The organism is Microbacterium sp. SA39, from assembly GCF_000967865.1.
In the GTDB taxonomy this organism is placed as follows: domain Bacteria; phylum Actinomycetota; class Actinomycetes; order Actinomycetales; family Microbacteriaceae; genus Microbacterium.
Genome location: NZ_JXRU01000030.1, coordinates 90434 through 107945 on the forward strand (window position 1 = coordinate 90434; position 17512 = coordinate 107945).

The 17512-nt window shown below is 67.0% G+C and carries 18 protein-coding genes; 11 read left to right on the plus strand and 7 right to left on the minus strand.

What is annotated here, in order from left to right:
- Positions 1-53: 53 nt before the first annotated feature.
- The 4 genes from RS85_RS06330 to RS85_RS06345 are packed head-to-tail and all read left to right on the plus strand — an operon-like array spanning position 54 to position 4115.
- The gene (locus tag RS85_RS06330) at positions 54-1280 is read left to right on the plus strand and encodes a hypothetical protein (RefSeq protein WP_046012592.1); all 1227 of its coding nucleotides are present in this window, start codon (positions 54-56) and stop codon (positions 1278-1280) included.
- Between the two features lies 1 nt (position 1281).
- Complete coding sequence (gene hisD, locus RS85_RS06335; RefSeq protein WP_046012593.1) at positions 1282-2586, plus strand: histidinol dehydrogenase; 1305 nt, start codon at positions 1282-1284, stop codon at positions 2584-2586.
- A gap of 10 nt (positions 2587-2596) precedes the next feature.
- Positions 2597-3067, plus strand: coding sequence for a transcriptional regulator NrdR (nrdR, locus tag RS85_RS06340; RefSeq protein ID WP_046012594.1), 471 nt, complete (start codon positions 2597-2599; stop codon positions 3065-3067).
- Between the two features lie 10 nt (positions 3068-3077).
- Positions 3078-4115, plus strand: coding sequence for a quinone-dependent dihydroorotate dehydrogenase (locus RS85_RS06345; protein WP_046012595.1), 1038 nt, complete (start codon positions 3078-3080; stop codon positions 4113-4115).
- On the opposite strand, the gene RS85_RS06350 is transcribed toward RS85_RS06345, so the two are convergent.
- The gene (locus RS85_RS06350) at positions 4090-4662 is read right to left on the minus strand and encodes a DUF3043 domain-containing protein (RefSeq protein WP_046012596.1); all 573 of its coding nucleotides are present in this window, start codon (positions 4660-4662) and stop codon (positions 4090-4092) included. The two genes, RS85_RS06345 and RS85_RS06350, sit on opposite strands and share 26 nt — an antisense overlap.
- Before the next feature lie 46 nt (positions 4663-4708).
- On the opposite strand from RS85_RS06350, the gene RS85_RS06355 reads away from it, so the two are divergent.
- From RS85_RS06355 to RS85_RS06375, 5 genes are all read left to right on the plus strand, one after another.
- The gene (locus RS85_RS06355; RefSeq protein WP_046012597.1) at positions 4709-6130 is read left to right on the plus strand and encodes a dipeptidase; all 1422 of its coding nucleotides are present in this window, start codon (positions 4709-4711) and stop codon (positions 6128-6130) included.
- Positions 6131-6201: 71 nt separating this feature from the next.
- The gene (gene erpA, locus RS85_RS06360; protein WP_046012598.1) at positions 6202-6570 is read left to right on the plus strand and encodes an iron-sulfur cluster insertion protein ErpA; all 369 of its coding nucleotides are present in this window, start codon (positions 6202-6204) and stop codon (positions 6568-6570) included.
- A gap of 97 nt (positions 6571-6667) precedes the next feature.
- Positions 6668-7564 (plus strand): aa3-type cytochrome oxidase subunit II, encoded by an 897-nt coding sequence (ctaC, locus tag RS85_RS06365; RefSeq protein WP_046012599.1) that lies wholly within the window; start codon positions 6668-6670, stop codon positions 7562-7564.
- 3 nt (positions 7565-7567) lie between these two features.
- On the plus strand, positions 7568-9301 hold the full coding sequence (ctaD, locus tag RS85_RS06370) for an aa3-type cytochrome oxidase subunit I (RefSeq protein WP_046012600.1): 1734 nt from the start codon (positions 7568-7570) through the stop codon (positions 9299-9301).
- A 3-nt stretch (positions 9302-9304) separates the two neighbouring features.
- Positions 9305-9739, plus strand: a complete 435-nt coding sequence (locus RS85_RS06375) for a cytochrome c oxidase subunit 4 (protein ID WP_046012601.1) — start codon at positions 9305-9307, stop codon at positions 9737-9739.
- A gap of 68 nt (positions 9740-9807) precedes the next feature.
- On the opposite strand, the gene RS85_RS06380 is transcribed toward RS85_RS06375, so the two are convergent.
- From RS85_RS06380 to ctaE, 6 genes are all read right to left on the minus strand, one after another.
- A complete protein-coding gene (locus RS85_RS06380; protein WP_046012602.1) occupies positions 9808-10227 on the minus strand; it encodes a rhodanese-like domain-containing protein in 420 nt (139 codons plus the stop codon).
- Between the two features lie 135 nt (positions 10228-10362).
- Positions 10363-10770 (minus strand): RidA family protein, encoded by a 408-nt coding sequence (locus RS85_RS06385; protein WP_046012603.1) that lies wholly within the window; start codon positions 10768-10770, stop codon positions 10363-10365.
- 81 nt (positions 10771-10851) lie between these two features.
- Positions 10852-12666 carry a cytochrome bc1 complex cytochrome b subunit gene (qcrB, locus tag RS85_RS06390; protein ID WP_046012604.1) on the minus strand — a complete coding sequence of 605 codons (1815 nt, stop codon included), beginning with the start codon at positions 12664-12666 and terminating at the stop codon, positions 10852-10854.
- The gene (qcrA, locus tag RS85_RS06395) at positions 12663-13739 is read right to left on the minus strand and encodes a cytochrome bc1 complex Rieske iron-sulfur subunit (protein WP_046012605.1); all 1077 of its coding nucleotides are present in this window, start codon (positions 13737-13739) and stop codon (positions 12663-12665) included. The genes qcrB and qcrA overlap by 4 nt, the downstream gene beginning before the upstream one ends.
- A gap of 36 nt (positions 13740-13775) precedes the next feature.
- Positions 13776-14576 carry a cytochrome bc1 complex diheme cytochrome c subunit gene (qcrC, locus tag RS85_RS06400; protein WP_046012606.1) on the minus strand — a complete coding sequence of 267 codons (801 nt, stop codon included), beginning with the start codon at positions 14574-14576 and terminating at the stop codon, positions 13776-13778.
- Between the two features lie 20 nt (positions 14577-14596).
- A complete protein-coding gene (gene ctaE / locus RS85_RS06405; RefSeq protein ID WP_152642346.1) occupies positions 14597-15250 on the minus strand; it encodes an aa3-type cytochrome oxidase subunit III in 654 nt (217 codons plus the stop codon).
- 192 nt (positions 15251-15442) lie between these two features.
- Between ctaE and trpD the strand changes: the two genes are divergently transcribed.
- Together trpD and RS85_RS06415 are read left to right on the plus strand one after the other, a co-directional pair.
- Entirely contained in the window at positions 15443-16513 is a 1071-nt protein-coding gene (gene trpD / locus RS85_RS06410) for an anthranilate phosphoribosyltransferase (protein ID WP_046012607.1), read from the plus strand.
- Between the two features lie 2 nt (positions 16514-16515).
- On the plus strand, positions 16516-17502 hold the full coding sequence (locus tag RS85_RS06415; RefSeq protein WP_200894796.1) for a PHP domain-containing protein: 987 nt from the start codon (positions 16516-16518) through the stop codon (positions 17500-17502).
- Positions 17503-17512: the final 10 nt, after the last annotated feature.

The window sequence follows — 17512 nt, forward strand, 5'->3', positions numbered from 1 at the left end:
CGTCGGAGGGCTAGACGCACGCCTCCGACGAGAACCGTGACGAAAGGACGACCATGAGCACGGATCTGCCCGAACAGCCGGATGCCGAGGACGCGACCTTCAGCGAGGAGGACGGCGTTCTCTACGACGAAGATGTGACCCCGCAGCTCGGCATCCTCGGCTTCACCCTGCGCGAGCTCCTCATCGTGGGCGTCTGGCTGGTGGCCTTCGTCGTCTCCTTCTTCCCCCTCAACAGCGGACTCTCCCTTTGGGGCATCGGGATCCAGTGGATCCTGCCGATCGGCGTGCCGACTGTCGCGGTGTTCCTGCTGGTGCTGCGGCGCTTCTCGCCGGACGGGATCCGCCGCGTCGGCTCGCTCGGCATCGACCAGTTCGCGTCCGTCGCGTTCTCCGTCTCCGCAACCGTCTGGCTCGGCACGCTGTGGCTCTCCGTCTCCACCCTGATCGACGGCGGGTTCTGGGGCCTGCCGTGGAACGGCATCGTGATGCTGCTCGCGTCGCTGGCGCTGGTCGCGCTCACGGTCTTCGCTCCCATCATCCCGGGGCTCAAGGAAGACTTCCACGGTCGCCTCGTCACCCTGGCTCATCGCCACGCGAACCCGGTGCGTCCGGTGATCGAGCGTCCGCGCCCAGAGCGACCGGAGCGTTCCGAAGCCGCTGACCACGCAGAGGCAGCGGCGCCGGCGTCGGAGCCCGGCGTCGGGGCCACCTACGCGGAGACGGCCGTGCTGCCGGACGCCGCCGACTTCGATCGTGAGGCGTCCGGTCCGCAGGCGACCGACGAGATCGCGCGCCTCGACCTCGCCGCCCAGGTTCCGCTCGCCTCCCACGCCTCCGGGGGAGGCACGGGCACCGAGCAGGTCACGGCCGACGAGGAGTACGTGCCCGCATACTCGCGGCGGTCCCGCGGCGAGGAGCCCGAGATCGTGTCGGACACCGGCAGCATCGAGTCGCTGCTCGGAACGGCCGCACGCATCGAGACGGGCGAGCACGTGTCCGATCTGCGGGCCTCAGAGTCCGACGCTGAGCGCGAGACCGAGTTCGATTCCGACCTCGACGCCACGAACCCGCGTGAGACACCCGTGCCCGCCGTTCAGCCGTTCTGGATCCTCGCGCCCTCCGAGCGCGACGTGCACGACGAGCGTGGCGAGCCGCTGTTCCGCATCGGGCCGAACGCCTGGGCACTCGTGATCGAAGACAGGGGAGGGGCCTACGTCATCCGCCATGACGACGGCCGCATCGGGTACCTTCACGAGATCTTCGACATCACGAAAGGCTGACATGCGAACGATCGACCTGCGGGGGCGCGAGCTTTCGCCCAGTGACATGCTCGCGGCCGTGCCCCGCGCCACCCAGGCGCGCGCGGAGGCACTCGACACGGCGACCCGCATCGTCGACGACGTGCGCGAGCGCGGCGAGGCCGCTCTCCGTGAGCAGGCTGAGCAGTTCGACCGGGTCGCCGGGCACGCGGTCCGCGTACCGGCCGAGCACATCGGCCAGGCTCTCGCCTCGGTCGATCCGATCGTGCGCGCCGCCCTCGAAGAGGCGATCGTCCGCGTGCGCCAGGGCTCGGAAGCCCAGGTCCCCGACCCGCAGACCACCCAGATCGGACCAGGGGCGCGGATCCTCCAACGCTGGCAGCCGGTGCAGCGCGTCGGTGTCTACATCCCCGGCGGCAAGGCGGTGTACCCGTCGAGTGTGATCATGAACGTCGTACCGGCACAGGTCGCCGGCGTCGAGCACATCGCGCTCGCCTCGCCGCCGCAGGCGGATCAGGACGGCCGCATCCACCCGACGATCCTCGCGGCGGCCGGGCTGCTCGGCATCACCGAGGTCTACGCCATGGGTGGCGCCGGCGCGATCGGCGCCTTCGCGCACGGAGTGCCATCGATCGGGCTCGACCCGGTCGATGTCGTGTCGGGGCCGGGCAACAACTTCGTCGCCTCCGCCAAGCGCGCCGTCGCCGGCGTCGTCGGCACGGACTCGGAGGCCGGCGCCACAGAGATCCTCATCGTGGCCGACGCGGATGCCGATCCTCGTCTGATCGCCGCCGACCTCATCAGCCAGGCCGAGCACGACGAGCAGGCGTCCGCGGTGCTGGTCACCGATGCCCCCGAGCTCGTCGGTCGCGTCGTCGAAGAGGTCGACAGGCTCGCCGCGACCACCAGGCACAGTGAGCGCGTGCGCGTCGCAATCGACGGACCGCAGTCCGCCATCGTCCTCGTCGACGACCGTGCGATGGCCGCAGCCTTCAGCAATGCCTACGCGCCCGAGCACCTCGAGCTGCACCTCGCGGACGCCGAAGAAGCGGCATCCGTCTTCACGAGCGCCGGCGCGGTCTTCGTCGGCGATCAGACCCCGGTGAGCCTCGGCGACTACATGGCGGGCAGCAACCACGTGCTGCCGACCGGGGGACAGGCACGCTACGCTCCCGGACTCGGGGCCTACACATTCCTCCGCCCGCAGCAGGTCATCTCCTACGATCGAGCCGCTCTCGCCGCGGTGCGCGAAGGGGTCGTGGCGCTCGCCAACGCCGAGGTGCTGCCAGCCCACGGCGAGGCGATCGAGGCGCGCTTCACGGCGTAGGATCGGTCAAATGCACTGCCCCTTCTGTCGTCACCCTGATTCGCGCGTGATCGATTCGCGCACCAGCGATGACGGGCTCTCCATCCGGCGCCGCCGTCAGTGCCCGGAGTGCGGCGGCCGGTTCACGACCACCGAGACGGCGAGCCTCAACGTCATCAAGCGGTCCGGCGTCATGGAGCCGTTCAGCCGGGAGAAGGTCATCTCCGGCGTGCGCAAGGCCTGCCAGGGTCGGCCCGTGACCGAGGCCGACCTGGCGATCCTCGCTCAGCGGGTGGAGGAGGCGGTACGGCAGACCGGCGTCTCGCAACTCGACACGAACGAGATCGGCCTCGCGATCCTCGGGCCGCTGCGCGAACTCGACGAGGTCGCCTTCCTCCGTTTCGCCAGCGTCTACCAGGCGTTCGACTCGCTCGAGGACTTCGAGTCCGCCATCACAGATCTTCGCGCCGACCACTCGAAGCAGGAGTCCGCAGACCGGTAATCTTGCAGGGATGTATCCGCTGCTTTTCCGCGCTGTCCTCTCGCGCTTCGATCCCGAGTTCGCCCATCACGCCGGCATGGCGGTGATCCGCGTCCTCGGGACACCGCCGTTCTCGATGGCGACCCGTGCGTTGACGCGCCCCGACCCGTCCCTCCGGGTCGAGGCTCTCGGACTCACGTTCCCGTCGCCCTTCGGCATCGCCGCCGGCTTCGATAAGAACGCCGTCGGCGTCCGCGGTCTTGCCGCGCTCGGCTTCGGTCACGTCGAGGTGGGCACCGTGACCTCGATCCCGCAGGAGGGGAACCCGAAGCCGCGGCTGTTCCGTCTCATCGCCGACCGGGCCGTCATCAACCGGATGGGCTTCAACAATCAGGGAGCGGATGCCGTGGCGCGGCGTCTCGCGAAGCTGCGCCGTGGCGCACCCGACACGGTGGTCGGCGTCAACATCGGCAAGAGCCGCGTGGTCGAGGTCGAGGATGCCACTGCCGACTACGTCGCCTCGGCGACCAGGCTCGCGCCGCTCGCCGACTACCTCGCCGTGAACGTGTCGTCCCCGAACACACCCGGGCTCCGCGGACTGCAGGCCGTCGAGACCCTGGCACCGCTGCTGCGCGCCGTCCGTGAGGCATCCGGCACGACGCCCCTGCTCGTGAAGATCGCACCCGACCTTCCCGACGAGGAGCTCGCCGCGATCTCGCGGATGGCCGTCGAGGAGGGACTCGCCGGCATCATCGCGCACAACACCACGATCAGCCGCGACGGTCTGCTCACCGACGACGCGGCGGTCGAGGCCGCAGGCGCCGGCGGGCTGTCAGGCGCGCCGCTGAAGCAGCGTTCTCTCGAGGTGCTCCGCATCGTGCGCGCCGCGGTGCCCGCTGAGTTCTGCGTCATCGCCGTCGGTGGAGTCGAGACCCCTTCCGACGTGCAGGAGCGTCTGGATGCCGGTGCGACCCTCGTGCAGGGATACACGGCGTTCCTCTACCGCGGCCCGTTCTGGGGCCGCGAACTCAACCGCGGACTGATCAGTCGGGGTACTGTCCGCGCTTGACCTGCGGCTTCGGCAGACGCATGAATCGCATCTGCAGGGCGCGCATCCCGGCGTACCAGCCGAGGCCCTTCTCCATGCGCTCCGCGCCGAACTTGGCGGCGACCTTGCGCTTCACGCGGAAGCCGAGCAGGATCATGCCGCCGATCGCGATGACGAGGTAGCCCATCATCACGATGTAGGCGTAGAAGGAGATCGCGAGGTTGGCGGGGATCAGCGACGCGAGGATGACCAGGACCATGACGGCCATCACGAACTCTGCGGGGTGCCAGCCGGCATCCACGTAGTCGCGCACCCAACGGCGCTGCGGGCCGCGGTCGCGAACGGGGAGATACTTCTCCTCGCCGGCCGCCATTCCGGCCTGTGCGCGCGCCCGACGCTCATTGAGCTCGGCGCGGGCGGCCGCCTTTGCCTCCTTGGTGTTCGCGACCAGGGGACGGCGGCGGGCCGCCTCCTGCTCCGCGCGGGTCGGCGTCGCACGGCCCTTGCCGACGGCTGGCGTCTGGGAGGCGTCGTCGTTCGTCGAAGGGGAGACAGGGGTAGTGGCCACGAGATTCCTCGGTTCGCTGAAGGTGGATCACCTTAAGATTACTCGCATGAACTCTTCTGCTCACCCCGGCCCGTCGACATCGTCCAGCGAGTCCGAGGCGGCGGTCCTCGAGGCGGTGGCGATCGGCATCCCTTCCTCGCTGTCTGATCTCGGTCACCTCGTCCGCATTCCGGGCATGGCCTGGCCGGCTTTCGATCAGACGCAGCTGGAGCGCAGTGCGGATGCCGTCGCGTCGCTCGCCCGCGGTACCGGGGTGTTCGACGAGGTGCGCGTGCTCCGAGCCCTGATTCCCGGCACCGATGAGCATGGGCAGCCAGCGGTGCTGGCCACCCGCGCCGCCCGCAACGGCAAGCCCACGATCCTTCTCTACGCGCACCACGACGTGCAGCCTCCCGGCGACGACGCACTGTGGGAGACGCCGCCGTTCGAGCCGACGGTGCGCGACGGGCGTCTGTACGGCCGCGGCGCGGCAGACGACAAGGCCGGGATCATGGCGCACATCGCGTCTATCCGTGCCGTCAGCGACGCACTCGGCGACGACCTCGATCTGGGCATCGCCATGTTCATCGAGGGGGAGGAGGAGTACGGCTCCCGCTCCTTCGCGCAGTTCCTGTCCGACAACAAGGAAGCACTGCGCGCCGACGCCATCGTCGTCGCCGACTCGGGCAACTGGGACTCGGTGACTCCGGGCCTCACGGTCTCGCTGCGAGGCAATGCTCGGTTCACGCTGCGCGTGCGCACGCTCGACCACGCCTCGCACTCCGGCATGTTCGGGGGAGCGGCGCCCGACGCCATGATGACGACCATCCGGTTGCTCTCGACGCTGTGGAACGACGACGGCTCGGTCGCGGTCGAGGGGATGACCGAGCGCGATGCCCCGACTCCCGAGTACTCCGAGGAGACGCTCCGCGACGAGGCGGGCTTGCTTCCCTGCACCACGCCGATCGGGAACGGCACCATCCTCAGCCGCATCTGGAACAAGCCGTCGATCACCGTCATCGGCATCGACGCCACGAGCGTGGCCGCGGCATCCAACACCCTCCTCCCCGAGGTGACGGTCGTGATCAGCGCGCGCGTTGCGCCGGGCCAGACGGGGGAAGACGCGTACGCGGCCCTCGAAGCCCACCTCCGCGCGCACGCGCCGTTCGGCGCGGACCTCACCTTCTCCGACGTCGACCTCGGCAACGGCTTCCTGGTGGACACGAGCGGATGGGCGGTCTCGCTGACCCGTGACGCGATGCGGGACGCATACGGGGTCGATCCGGTCGATCTCGGAGTCGGCGGATCCATCCCCTTCATCGCCGACCTCGTGCGCGAGTTCCCAGCCGCCGAGATCCTGGTCACGGGGGTGGAGGACCCGCATTCCCGCGCACACAGCCCGAACGAGTCGCTTCATCTCGACACCTTCCGGCACGCGGTCGCCACGGAGGCGCTGCTCCTCACCCGGATGAACGCGCGCGAGGTCTGACCCTTCCGGTCCGACCGGCGGTAGAATTGGCGGGAACGCCGTGCCCCTGCGGCCCCGTGACAAGGAGCGACATGAGCGACACCACACTGACTTCCGCTGAGACCACCACCCAGGCGCACGGCATCAGCCTCACCGACGCCGCTGCCGTCAAGGTGAAGAACCTGCTCGAGCAGGAGGGTCGCGACGACCTCCGTCTGCGCGTCGCCGTCCAGCCTGGCGGATGCTCCGGCCTGATCTACCAGCTCTACTTCGACGAGCGTTTCCTGGAAGACGACGTGACCGTCGACTTCGACGGCGTGGAGGTCATCGTCGACAACATGAGCGTCCCGTATCTCGACGGTGCATCCATCGATTTCAAGGACACGATCTCCGAGCAGGGCTTCACGATCGACAACCCCAACGCGGCAGGCAGCTGCGCCTGCGGCGACAGCTTCCACTGATCCGAAAGACCCCGCCAAGCTGCGTGCTTGGCATGAATCAGGTGTGAGGTTGCCCTAGACTTGGGGTGTGCCCTGTCCGCAATCTGAAAGGTGCATCGTGCCCTCGAAACACCGCCTTCGTTGGGTCGCTCTCCCCCTGGGAGTGGCGGCAGCCGTGGTCCTGGCGGGATGTACCACCACCGAGTTGAACGGCTACCTTCCCGGCTTCATCGAGGGTGAGCCCGCGGCCACCAACCAGACCGAGCGAGTCTCCGGCCTCTGGGTCAACTCGTGGATCGTCCTCCTCGCGGTCGGCGTCATCACCTGGAGCCTCATGGCCTGGGCGGCGATCGCGTACCGCCGCCGCAAGGGCCAGACCGGCCTGCCGGTCCAGATGCGCTACAACATGCCGATCGAGATCTTCTACACGATCGTGCCGCTCATCCTGGTGCTGGGAATGTTCTTCTTCACGGCCCGCGACCAGAACGAGATCGAGACGAAGTGGGACGACCCCGACGTCGAGATCACCGCGATCGCGAAGCAGTGGGCATGGGACTTCCAGTACGACGCCGAGTCCGATGACGACACCGTCTGGACGATGGGCATCCAGGCCCAGCCCGACGCCGAGGGCAACATCGACCAGTCGCAGCTGCCGACTCTGGTCCTGCCGGTCGACAAGAAGGTCACGATCGACCTGCAGTCGCGCGACGTCATCCACTCCTTCTGGATCATCGACTTCTTGTACAAGAAGGACATGTTCATCGGCAAGGACAACTCCTGGTCCTTCATCCCGACGCGCGTCGGCGAGTACGCCGGCAAGTGCGCCGAGCTCTGCGGCGAGTACCACTCGATGATGCTCTTCAACGTCAAGGTCGTCGAGCAGGACGAGTACGACGCCTATCTCGCGTCGCTCGATGAGCAGGGCAACACGGGAGACATCTCGGACGCGTACGACCGTCTGCAGAACTACCCCGGCACCACCCCCGAGGACGACTCCGAGGAAGGAGAGGAGTAAGCCATGTCGACAACTGAAGCCCCCCGCACCGATGAGGCCCCCCGCTCCCGACCCACTGCTCTGCCCGCCCGCCAGGCCGCTCTGATGAGCACCTCGCGCGTGGAGCAGAAGGGCAACATCGTCGTCAAGTGGATCACCTCCACGGACCACAAGACCATCGGGTACATGTATCTGATCGCGTCCGTGCTGTTCTTCCTCCTCGGTGGCGTGATGGCACTGGTCATCCGCGCCGAGCTGTTCGCGCCGGGAATGCAGATCGTCCCGACGAAGGAGCAGTACAACCAGCTGTTCACGATGCACGGCACGATCATGCTGCTCATGTTCGCGACGCCGCTCTTCGCCGGCTTCGCCAACGCCATCCTGCCCCTGCAGATCGGTGCTCCCGATGTCGCGTTCCCACGACTGAACGCCTTCGCTTTCTGGCTGTTCCTGTTCGGCTCGACCATCGCGGTCGCCGGCTTCCTCACCCCGCAGGGGGCGGCGTCGTTCGGCTGGTTCGCGTATCAGCCGCTCGCCAGCGCGTCGTTCACGCCCGGAGCGGGCGGGAACCTGTGGATGGTCGGTCTCGGAATCTCCGGTTTCGGAACGATCCTCGGTGCGGTGAACTTCATCACGACGATCATCACGATGCGTGCCCCCGGCATGACCATGTGGCGGATGCCGATCTTCTCGTGGAACACGCTCATCACGAGCCTGCTCGTGCTGATGGCCTTCCCGGTCCTCGCTGCGGCGATCTTCGCCGCCGCCGCCGACCGCATCCTCGGTGCGCACATCTACGACCCGCAGAACGGCGGCGTCCTGCTCTGGCAGCACCTGTTCTGGTTCTTCGGACACCCTGAGGTCTACATCATCGCGCTGCCGTTCTTCGGCATCGTGTCGGAGATCTTCCCGGTGTTCAGCCGCAAGCCGATCTTCGGGTACAAGACCCTGGTGTACGCGACCATCGCGATCGCCGCACTCTCCGTCGCGGTGTGGGCTCACCACATGTACGTGACTGGCTCGGTGCTGCTGCCGTTCTTCGCAGTGATGACGATGCTCATCGCCGTGCCGACGGGTGTGAAGATCTTCAACTGGATCGGCACGCTCTGGCGAGGATCGGTGACCTTCGAGACGCCGATGGTCTTCGCTCTCGGCTTCCTCGTCTCCTTCGTCTTCGGAGGTCTGACCGGTGTCATCCTCGCGGCCCCGCCGCTGGACTTCGCCCTGTCCGACTCGTACTTCGTGGTCGCGCACTTCCACTACGTCGTCTTCGGAACCGTCGTCTTCGCCATGTTCGCCGGGTTCTACTTCTGGTGGCCGAAGTGGACGGGCCGCATGCTGAACGAGCGTCTCGGCTACGTGCACTTCTGGATGCTGTTCATCGGCTTCCACATGACGTTCCTCATTCAGCACTGGCTGGGCGTCGACGGCATGGTGCGTCGCTACGCCGACTACTCGGCTGCCGACGGCTGGACCTGGCAGAACCAGGTCTCCACCATCGGGGCGATCATCCTCGGTGCCTCGATGCTCCCGTTCTTCCTGAATGTCTGGATCACGGCCCGCAAGGCACCGAAGGTCACCGTCAACGACCCGTGGGGCTACGGTGCGTCGCTCGAGTGGGCGACGTCCTGCCCGCCGCCGCGTCACAACTTCACGTCGATCCCGCGCATCCGCAGTGAGCGCCCGGCATTCGACCTGAACCACCCGGAGGCGGCCGAGTTCGCCACCACGGCCCCCGGCGAGCGAGAGGCCCACTAAGTCATGCGCGACAACGTCATTCTCTGGTGGATCCTGACCGCCTTCTTCGCTCTCATCGGCGTCGTCTACACGGGCTGGAACATCCTGGCCAACCCCACTCTGCCGCTCGTCAACCAGATCGAGTGGGTCGGAACGGTCGCTCTGTTCTTCGCGGCTTTCATGGGCGCCATGATCGCGTTCTACCTGGACCGCACGCACGGTGCCCAGGGCGGTGAGCTGCCGGAAGACATCCTGACGGCAGATATCGACGACGGCGACCCTGAGCTCGGCGAGTTCAGCCCTTGGTCCTGGTGGCCGATCGTCCTCGCCGGTTCCGCCGCCGTGTTCGTCGTCGGCCTCGCCGTCGGGCACTTCCTCCTGCCGATCGGACTCGCGATCTTCGTCGTCGCGATCGTCGGCTGGGTCTTCGAGTACTACCGCGGTCACTTCGCGCGCTGATCAGCAGTGTCGAAGAAGGCCCTCGGATTCGTCCGAGGGCCTTCTTCGTGTGTGCGCGCGATGTCGGATCAGGCGCGGCTGCGGATGCGCGCGATGCCGGTGAGCGGGTCGACGGGGCGGCGGTGCACGCCGTCGGCATCCTCGACCGGGTATCCCTCGCGGACCCAGTACTCGAAACCGCCGATCATCTCGCGCACGCTGTACCCGAGTTTCGCGAATTCGAGAGCTCCCTTCGCTCCGGCGTTGCATCCGGGGCTCCAGCAGTAGACGACGACCTCGGCGTCTGCAGGGATCTCTTGATAGGCACGGGCGGCGATCTCGCTGTAGTGCATGTGTACAGCGCCGGAGACCCGCCCCTGTGCCCAGGCTTCGTCGGAGCGCACATCGATCACGACGAGCTGCTCTCCGGCCTTCAAGGCGGCATGGACGTCACTGGCATCCGTCTCGTAGTCGAGCTTGGCGGCGAAGAAGTCGACACGATCGATCATGACCTCAGCCTAGGGGGCGGCATCGTCGCCGATTCAGCGGATTCGCGTCGATCTCCGCCGGAATCCCGCCAGGGTACGACGAGCTCAGAGGCTGATCGTCATCTGCACCCGACGGCCGCATGTCTCGAGCTGTCTCTACGCCCCGCTGACAGCGGCGACAGCCTCGATCTCGACGAGCTGGTCGTCGTAGCCGAGAACCGTGACCCCCAACAGCGTGCTGGGGACATCGTGTGCGCCGAACGCGGCGTGCACGACGTCCCATGCGGTGACGAGATCAGCCTGTGCCGACGAAGCGACCAGCACGCGCGTACTGATGACGTCGGTAAGCGTCGCCTCAGCCGCGCGAAGCGCCTTGGTCAGGGTCTGCATGCACTGCGCGGCCTGGGCAGCGTAATCGCCGGGCGCCGTGGTCGTTCCGTCTTCGTTCAACGGGCAGGAACCGGCGAGGAAGATGAGGCGGGAGCCTGCCGGAGCGGTGGCCGCATACGCGTACGGGGCATCGGCGAGCGAAGCGGAACGGATGAGCTGTACGACCGAGGACATGATCCGATCCTTTCACAGCGGTCATAACGAAGAAGGCCCCGTCCGGATCGGACGAGGCCTTCATCGATGGGGGAGTGCGGCTTACTCGCTCTCCTCCGACTTCTTCTTGCTCGACTTCTTGAGGGGTTCCGTGGCGATCACCGTGCTCGGGGTGTTCGCGGTCTCCTCGACGTGGGTCTCGGTCGCGACCAGCGGAGCATCGGGAGCTCCGGCGCGCTCGTGAGCGCCCTGGATCTCGGCTGCCTCGGTCTCCTCGTTCTGAACCTCGACGTGATGCTGGTGCGCATCTGCGGCTTCCACCTCGGCCTGCGTGAGCGGGGCGATGCGGTCCTCGAAGAACCAGCGCGAGAGGGACGAGCGCACGTTCTCGGTCCACGGGATGCGGCCCTTGGCGTTCGGACGGACCACGAGCGGCTCGTAGCCGTCGACATCGATGAGCTTCCAGCGGTCGTACTTGTCGACCGGCTGGTGCACCTCGATGAACTCGCCGCCGGGGAGACGGACGATGCGGCCCGACTCGTAACCGTGCAGCACGATCTCGCGATCCTTCTTCTGGAGCGCGAGACAGATGCGCTTGGTGACGAAGTATCCGAGGATCGGTCCGATGAACAGGAGGGCCTGCAGCGTGTGGATGACGCCTTCCATCGTGAGCATGAAGTGCGTCGCGATGAGGTCGGAGGATGCGGCAGCCCAGAGCACCGCGTAGAAGATGACGCCGGCCGCGCCGATGGCGGTGCGGGTGGCGGCGTTGCGGGGACGCTGAGCGATGTGGTGCTCGCGCTTGTCTCCGGTGAGCCATGCCTCGAGGAACGGGTAGATGGCGACGATCACGATGAACAGACCCAGCACCACGAGCGGGAGCAGGATGCCGAACGACCAGGTCCGATCGAACAGCACCAGATCCAGGTTCGACGGGGCGAGTCGGAGGGCGCCGTCGGCGAAGCCGATGTACCAGTCCGGCTGCGTGCCGGCGGAGACGGGGGAGGGGTCGTACGGCCCGTAGGCCCAGATCGGGTTGATCTGGAAGAACGTCGCGATCAGCACGATCGTGCCGAACACGATGAACAGGTAACCGCCCATCTTCGACATGTAGACCGGCATCATCGGGTAGCCCACGACGTTGTCGTTGGTGCGGCCGGGGCCGGCGAACTGCGTGTGCTTGTTGACGATCATGAGCATCAGGTGCACGACGATCAGACCGATGACCAGCAGCGGCAGCAGCAGGATGTGCAGCGTGTACAGACGGCCGACGATGTCGGTGCCCGGGAACTCGCCGCCGAACACGATGAACGACGTCCACGTGCCGATCAGCGGGATGCCCTTGACCATGCCGTCGATGATGCGGAGACCGTTGCCCGAGAGCAGGTCATCGGGAAGAGAGTAGCCCGTGAAGCCCTCCGCCAGCGCCAGGATGAACAGCACGAAGCCGATCACCCAGTTCAGCTCACGCGGCTTGCGGAACGCGCCGGTGAAGAAGATGCGCAGCATGTGCACGCCGATGCCGGCGATGAACACCAGAGCAGCCCAGTGGTGGATCTGGCGGACCAGCAGCCCACCGCGCAGATCGAACGAGATGTTCAGCGACGACTCGAGAGCAGCCGACATCGCGATCCCGCGCATCGGGGCGTAGGCACCCGTGTAGTGGGTCTCGACCATCGACGCCTGGAAGAAGAAGGTCAGGAAGGTCCCGGAGAGGAACACGACCACGAAGCTCCACAGCGCGATCTCGCCGAGCATGAAGGACCAGTGGTCGGGGAAGATCTTTCGACCGAGCTCCTTGACGAAGCCCGACAGGCTCGTGCGCTCATCGATGTAGTTCGACGCGGCACCGACGAAACGGCCGCCGAGAGGCGCCTTCGTGTCCTTGTCGTCTTTGGACAGCGTTGCGGTGCTCAATGGCGCTCCCAGAAGCTCGGGCCGACGGGTTCCTTGAAGTCGCTGCGTGCGACAAGGTAGCCCTCGTCATCGACGGTGATGGGCAGCTGCGGCAGCGGGCGTGCCGCGGGGCCGAAGATGACCTTGGCGGCGTCCGTGACGTCGAACTGCGACTGGTGGCACGGGCACAGCAGGTGGTGAGTCTGCTGCTCGTACAGTGCCACGGGGCATCCGACGTGTGTGCAGACCTTGGAGTAGGCGACGATGCCGTCGTAGGACCAGTCCTTGCGGTCGTCGGCCTCGATGAGTTGCTCGGGGCGCAGGCGCATCATCAGGACGATGGCCTTGGCCTTCTCTTCGAGGTAACCCTCCTCGGGGCCCAGCTCAGCGAGTTCCTCGGGGATCACATGGAATGCAGAGCCGAGGGTCACGTCCGCTGCGCGGATCGGCGTGCCGTCGGGGTCGCGGACCAGGCGTGCGCCCTTGTCCCACATCGTGTGCTTGAGGAGGGCCACCGGGTCGCCCGCTGTGGGGTCATCCGGCGTGGAGTGAGGGGCCAGGCCGCGGAACAGCGTCACCCCGGGGATGATAGATGCGACGATGGCTGCGAACAGCGAGTTGCGGATCATGGACCGGCGTCCGAAGCCGGACTCCTCGTTGGCTTCGGCGAACGCCTGGACGGCCGCCTCGCGGGTCGAGTCCTTGCCGCGCGTGGGGTGCCGGTACTCGATGTGCTCCTTGTCGGACATCAGAGCCTTGGACCAGTGAATCGCACCGATTCCGAGGGCGAGCAGAGCGAGCGCGATGCCGAGGCCGATGAAAAGGTTGTTCTGCCGGATGTCGATGAGCGCGCCGCTCTCGATCGGGAACAGCATGTACGCGGCGACCGCCCAGATGCTGCCGGCGAGCGACAGGTAGAACAGGGTGTAGACCGTGCGAGCCGCGTTCTTCTCAGCGCGAGGATCCTTGTCGGTCATCCGCGCGCGGTGCGGCGGAAGCCCCGGGTTCTGCACGGGATCGCTGACTGCGACACCCAGCCCTGGAGAGGGCTGGTAGGCCCTGTCAAGAGCCTGCGAGTCGTCGTCGTGTGCCATGGTGCTCCTCGTACGTTCCTCTTCGATGAATAAGCGTCAGTTGGACTTCGCCGTGATCCATACGGTGATGGCGACCAGCGCGCCGATACCGAAGATCCACACGAACAGTCCCTCGGAGACAGGTCCGAGGTTGCCGAGCGTGAAACCGCCGACCGGCACGGCCTGCTGCTGGAAGAGCAGTGCCGAGATGATGTCGCGCTTGTCCTCGTCGGTCAGGTTCATGTCGCCGAAGACCGGCATGTTCTGCGGACCCGTGACCATGGCGGCGTACATGTGCAGCGCGCTGGTCTCGTTGAGGCCCGGGGCGTACTTGCCCTCGGTGAGGGCGCCACCGGCGGCAGACACGTTGTGGCACATCGCGCAGTTCACGCGGAAGAGCTCCGCACCGGCGGCGACATCGCCCTCGCCGTCCAGGATCTCTTCGTCGGGGAAGCTCGGCCCGGGGGCCTCGGCCTGGATGTACGCGGCCATCGCGAGGATCTGCTCCTCGGTGAACTGAGGCTCCTTCTGCGGCGCCTGCGGCCCCTGCATCTGCAGCGGCATGCGGCCGGTGGAGACCTGGAACTCGACCGCCAGCTCGCCGACGCCGTACAGGCTCGGGCCTGCTTCGGTGCCCTGCAGGTCGAGACCGTGGCAGGTGGCGCAGTTGGCCGTGAACAGCTTCTCGCCGTCTTCGACCGTCAGTTCGGTCGCCACGGTCTGGGTGTCGGTGGCCGCGAACGCGGCGGATGCACCGGCGTACACAGCGCCGGTGATCATGAGGCCTGCTCCGATGAGCGCGGCCGCCGCCAACGGACTGCGACGGCCGCCAGAACGGCGCTTCTTGTCTCGTGCCATCTCGGGGATCAGCTCCGCTCTTATTTCAGGAAGTAGATAACGAGGAACAGCACGATCCAGACGACGTCGACGAAGTGCCAGTAGTAGGACACCACGATCGAGGAGGTCGCCTCCTTGTGCCGGAAGTTCTTGACGGCGTACGCACGGCCGATCACGAGCAGGAACGCGACGAGTCCGCCCGTGACGTGCAGGGCGTGGAAGCCCGTCGTCAGGTAGAACGCGGAAGCGTAGGAGTCGGCGCTGATGGGCATGCCCTCAGCGACCAGCTGCGCGTACTCCCACACCTGCCCGGAGACGAAGATCGCGCCGAGCGCGAAGGTGAGGAAGAACCACTCGACCATGCCCCAGCCGAAGAGGCGGCGACGACCGGCACCGTTCTTCTGGCCCTTGTTGATCTTGTAGGGCTGCAGGTCTTCGGCGGCGAAGACGCCCATCTGGCAGGTGAAGGACGACAGCACCAGGATTGCCGTGTTCACGGCGGCGAACGGAACGTTCAGGAGCTCGGTGCGGTCGGCCCAGAGCTCGGGAGAGGTGCTGCGGAGAGTGAAGTAGATCGCGAAGAGTCCCGCGAAGAACATCACCTCGCTGCCGAGCCACACAATGGTGCCGACAGCTACCGGGTTGGGCCGCTTGATCGTTCTCGCCGCCGGGGCATACGTCGCTGAGGTCGTCACCCTTCCATTATGGCCGATCCGCAGGGGTGATTCTCGCACCAGGGGGCGCAGTTTCGCCCGTATTGGACTTAGGGGACCCTAAGAAGTCACTGCGAATACCCGGTGAATACGCGGGAAACGGCGGATGCTCGCGCGACGCGCGCGCGTGCTGATCCATCTGCACGTTTTCTCGACGCCGATAGGATCGCACACATGGCTGATTCCCTGACCTGGTCCGATGTGCTCACCTCTCTGCTGGAGCGCCGCGACCTCTCGGTCTGGGAGTCGACGTGGGCGATGCGCCAGATCATGCAGGGTGACGTCACGGAGGCGCAGCTCGCGGGCTTCCTGATCGCGCTGCGCGCGAAAGGCGAGACGATCGATGAGATCGTCGGCTTCCGCGACGCGATTCTCGAGGCGGCCGTTCCGCTGCCCGTGTCGCCGAACGTCCTCGACATCGTGGGGACCGGCGGCGACCGCGTCGGAACGGTGAACGTGTCCACCACCGCAGCGATCGTCATCGGTGCGGCCGGCATCCCGGTCGTCAAGCACGGCAACCGTGCGGCGAGCTCGGCCTCCGGTTCTTCCGACGTGCTCGGTGCGCTCGGCCTGGAACTCTCTCTCGACCCTGCCGCCGTGGCATCCATCCTCGATCGCACCGGCATCACGTTCGCGTGGGCCGGCGCGTTCCACCCCGGTTTCAAGCACGCGGGCGCGGTGCGCGCGCAGCTCGGCGTGCCCACGGTGTTCAACATGCTCGGCCCGCTGTGCAACCCGGCTCGCGCCGAGGCCAATGCCGTCGGAGTCGCGCAGATCGAACGCGTGCCGCTGATCACCGGTGTCTTCCGGACCCGCGGCGCGACCGCGCTGGTGTTCCGCGGAGACGATGGGCTCGACGAACTCACCACCACGGGGCACAGTCGCATCTGGGAGGTCACTCGCGGTGACATCCATGAGCACGACCTGGATCCTCGGGATCTCGGCATCCCGACCGCCGACCTCGCCGATCTGCTCGGCGGCTCGCCGCAGCACAACGCCGAGGTGCTCCGCCGAACGCTCGAGGGGGAGCAGGGAGCGGTGCGCGACATCGTGCTGCTCAATGCCGCCGCCGGCATCGTCGCGTTCGAACTCTCTCAGGACGCGACTCAGGTGCAGCGCCCGATCCTCGAGCGGCTGCGCGAAGGACATGAGCGTGCCGCTGCCGCGCTGGACGAGGGACTGGCGCTCGCCAAGCTCGACGAGTGGATCGGTGTGAGCCGCGAACTGGCCGCCATCAAGGAGTGACCATGGATCCCGTCGACGCCCTGCTCGAGATCGCTTCACTGCTGGAGCGCGAGCGCGCCTCGCGCTACCGGGCGAAGGCGTTCCGTCAGGCGGCGCAGACGCTCCAGGATCTTCCCGACGACGTGCAGTCGGATCCGACGCGGCTGCGGGCTGCGAAGGGAATCGGCGAGTCGACCTTCGCGGTCATCCGACAGGCGCAATCGGGGCAGGTGCCCGACTATCTCGTCGAACTGCGCGGAGACGTCGAGCCGGAGATCGTCTCCGAACTGCGCGCGAAGCTGCGTGGTGACCTGCATGCGCACACCGACTGGTCCGACGGCACGACGTCGATCTCGGTGATGGCGGCGGCCGCCCGGGCGCAGGGGCACGAGTATCAGGCGATCACGGATCACTCGCCGCGGCTGCGGGTGGCGCGGGGTCTGTCGGCCGAGCGACTGCGCGAGCAGATGCCGCTGGTGCGCGCGGAATCCGGCGACGGGTTCACGCTGCTCGCCGGGATCGAGGTCGACATCCTCGAAGACGGCGGGTTGGACCAGGAGGAATCTCTGCTCGAGGAGCTCGACATCGTCGTGGCGTCGGTGCACTCCAAACTGCGCATGGACCGGCGACCGATGACGGCCCGGATGATCGCCGCGGTGTCGCATCCGCGGGTCAACGTGCTCGGGCACTGCACCGGGCAGCTCGTCGAGGGCAGTCGAGGGACGCGACCGCAATCCGAGTTCGATGCCGCCGCCGTCTTCGCGGCCTGCGCCGAGAACGGTGTCGCGGTGGAGATCAACTCTCGGCCGGAGCGCCAGGATCCGCCCGACGAGCTGATCGCGATCGCCTTGGAGGCGGGATGCCTCTTCTCGATCGATTCTGATGCGCACGCGCCCGGTCAGCTTTCTCTTCTCGACCACGGCGCCGAAAGGGCGGAGCGCGCGGGCGTGCCGTCGTCGCGGATCGTCACGACGTGGGGTCTTGAGCGGTTGCTGTCCTGGGCGGAGTGAAGCGTTCCGG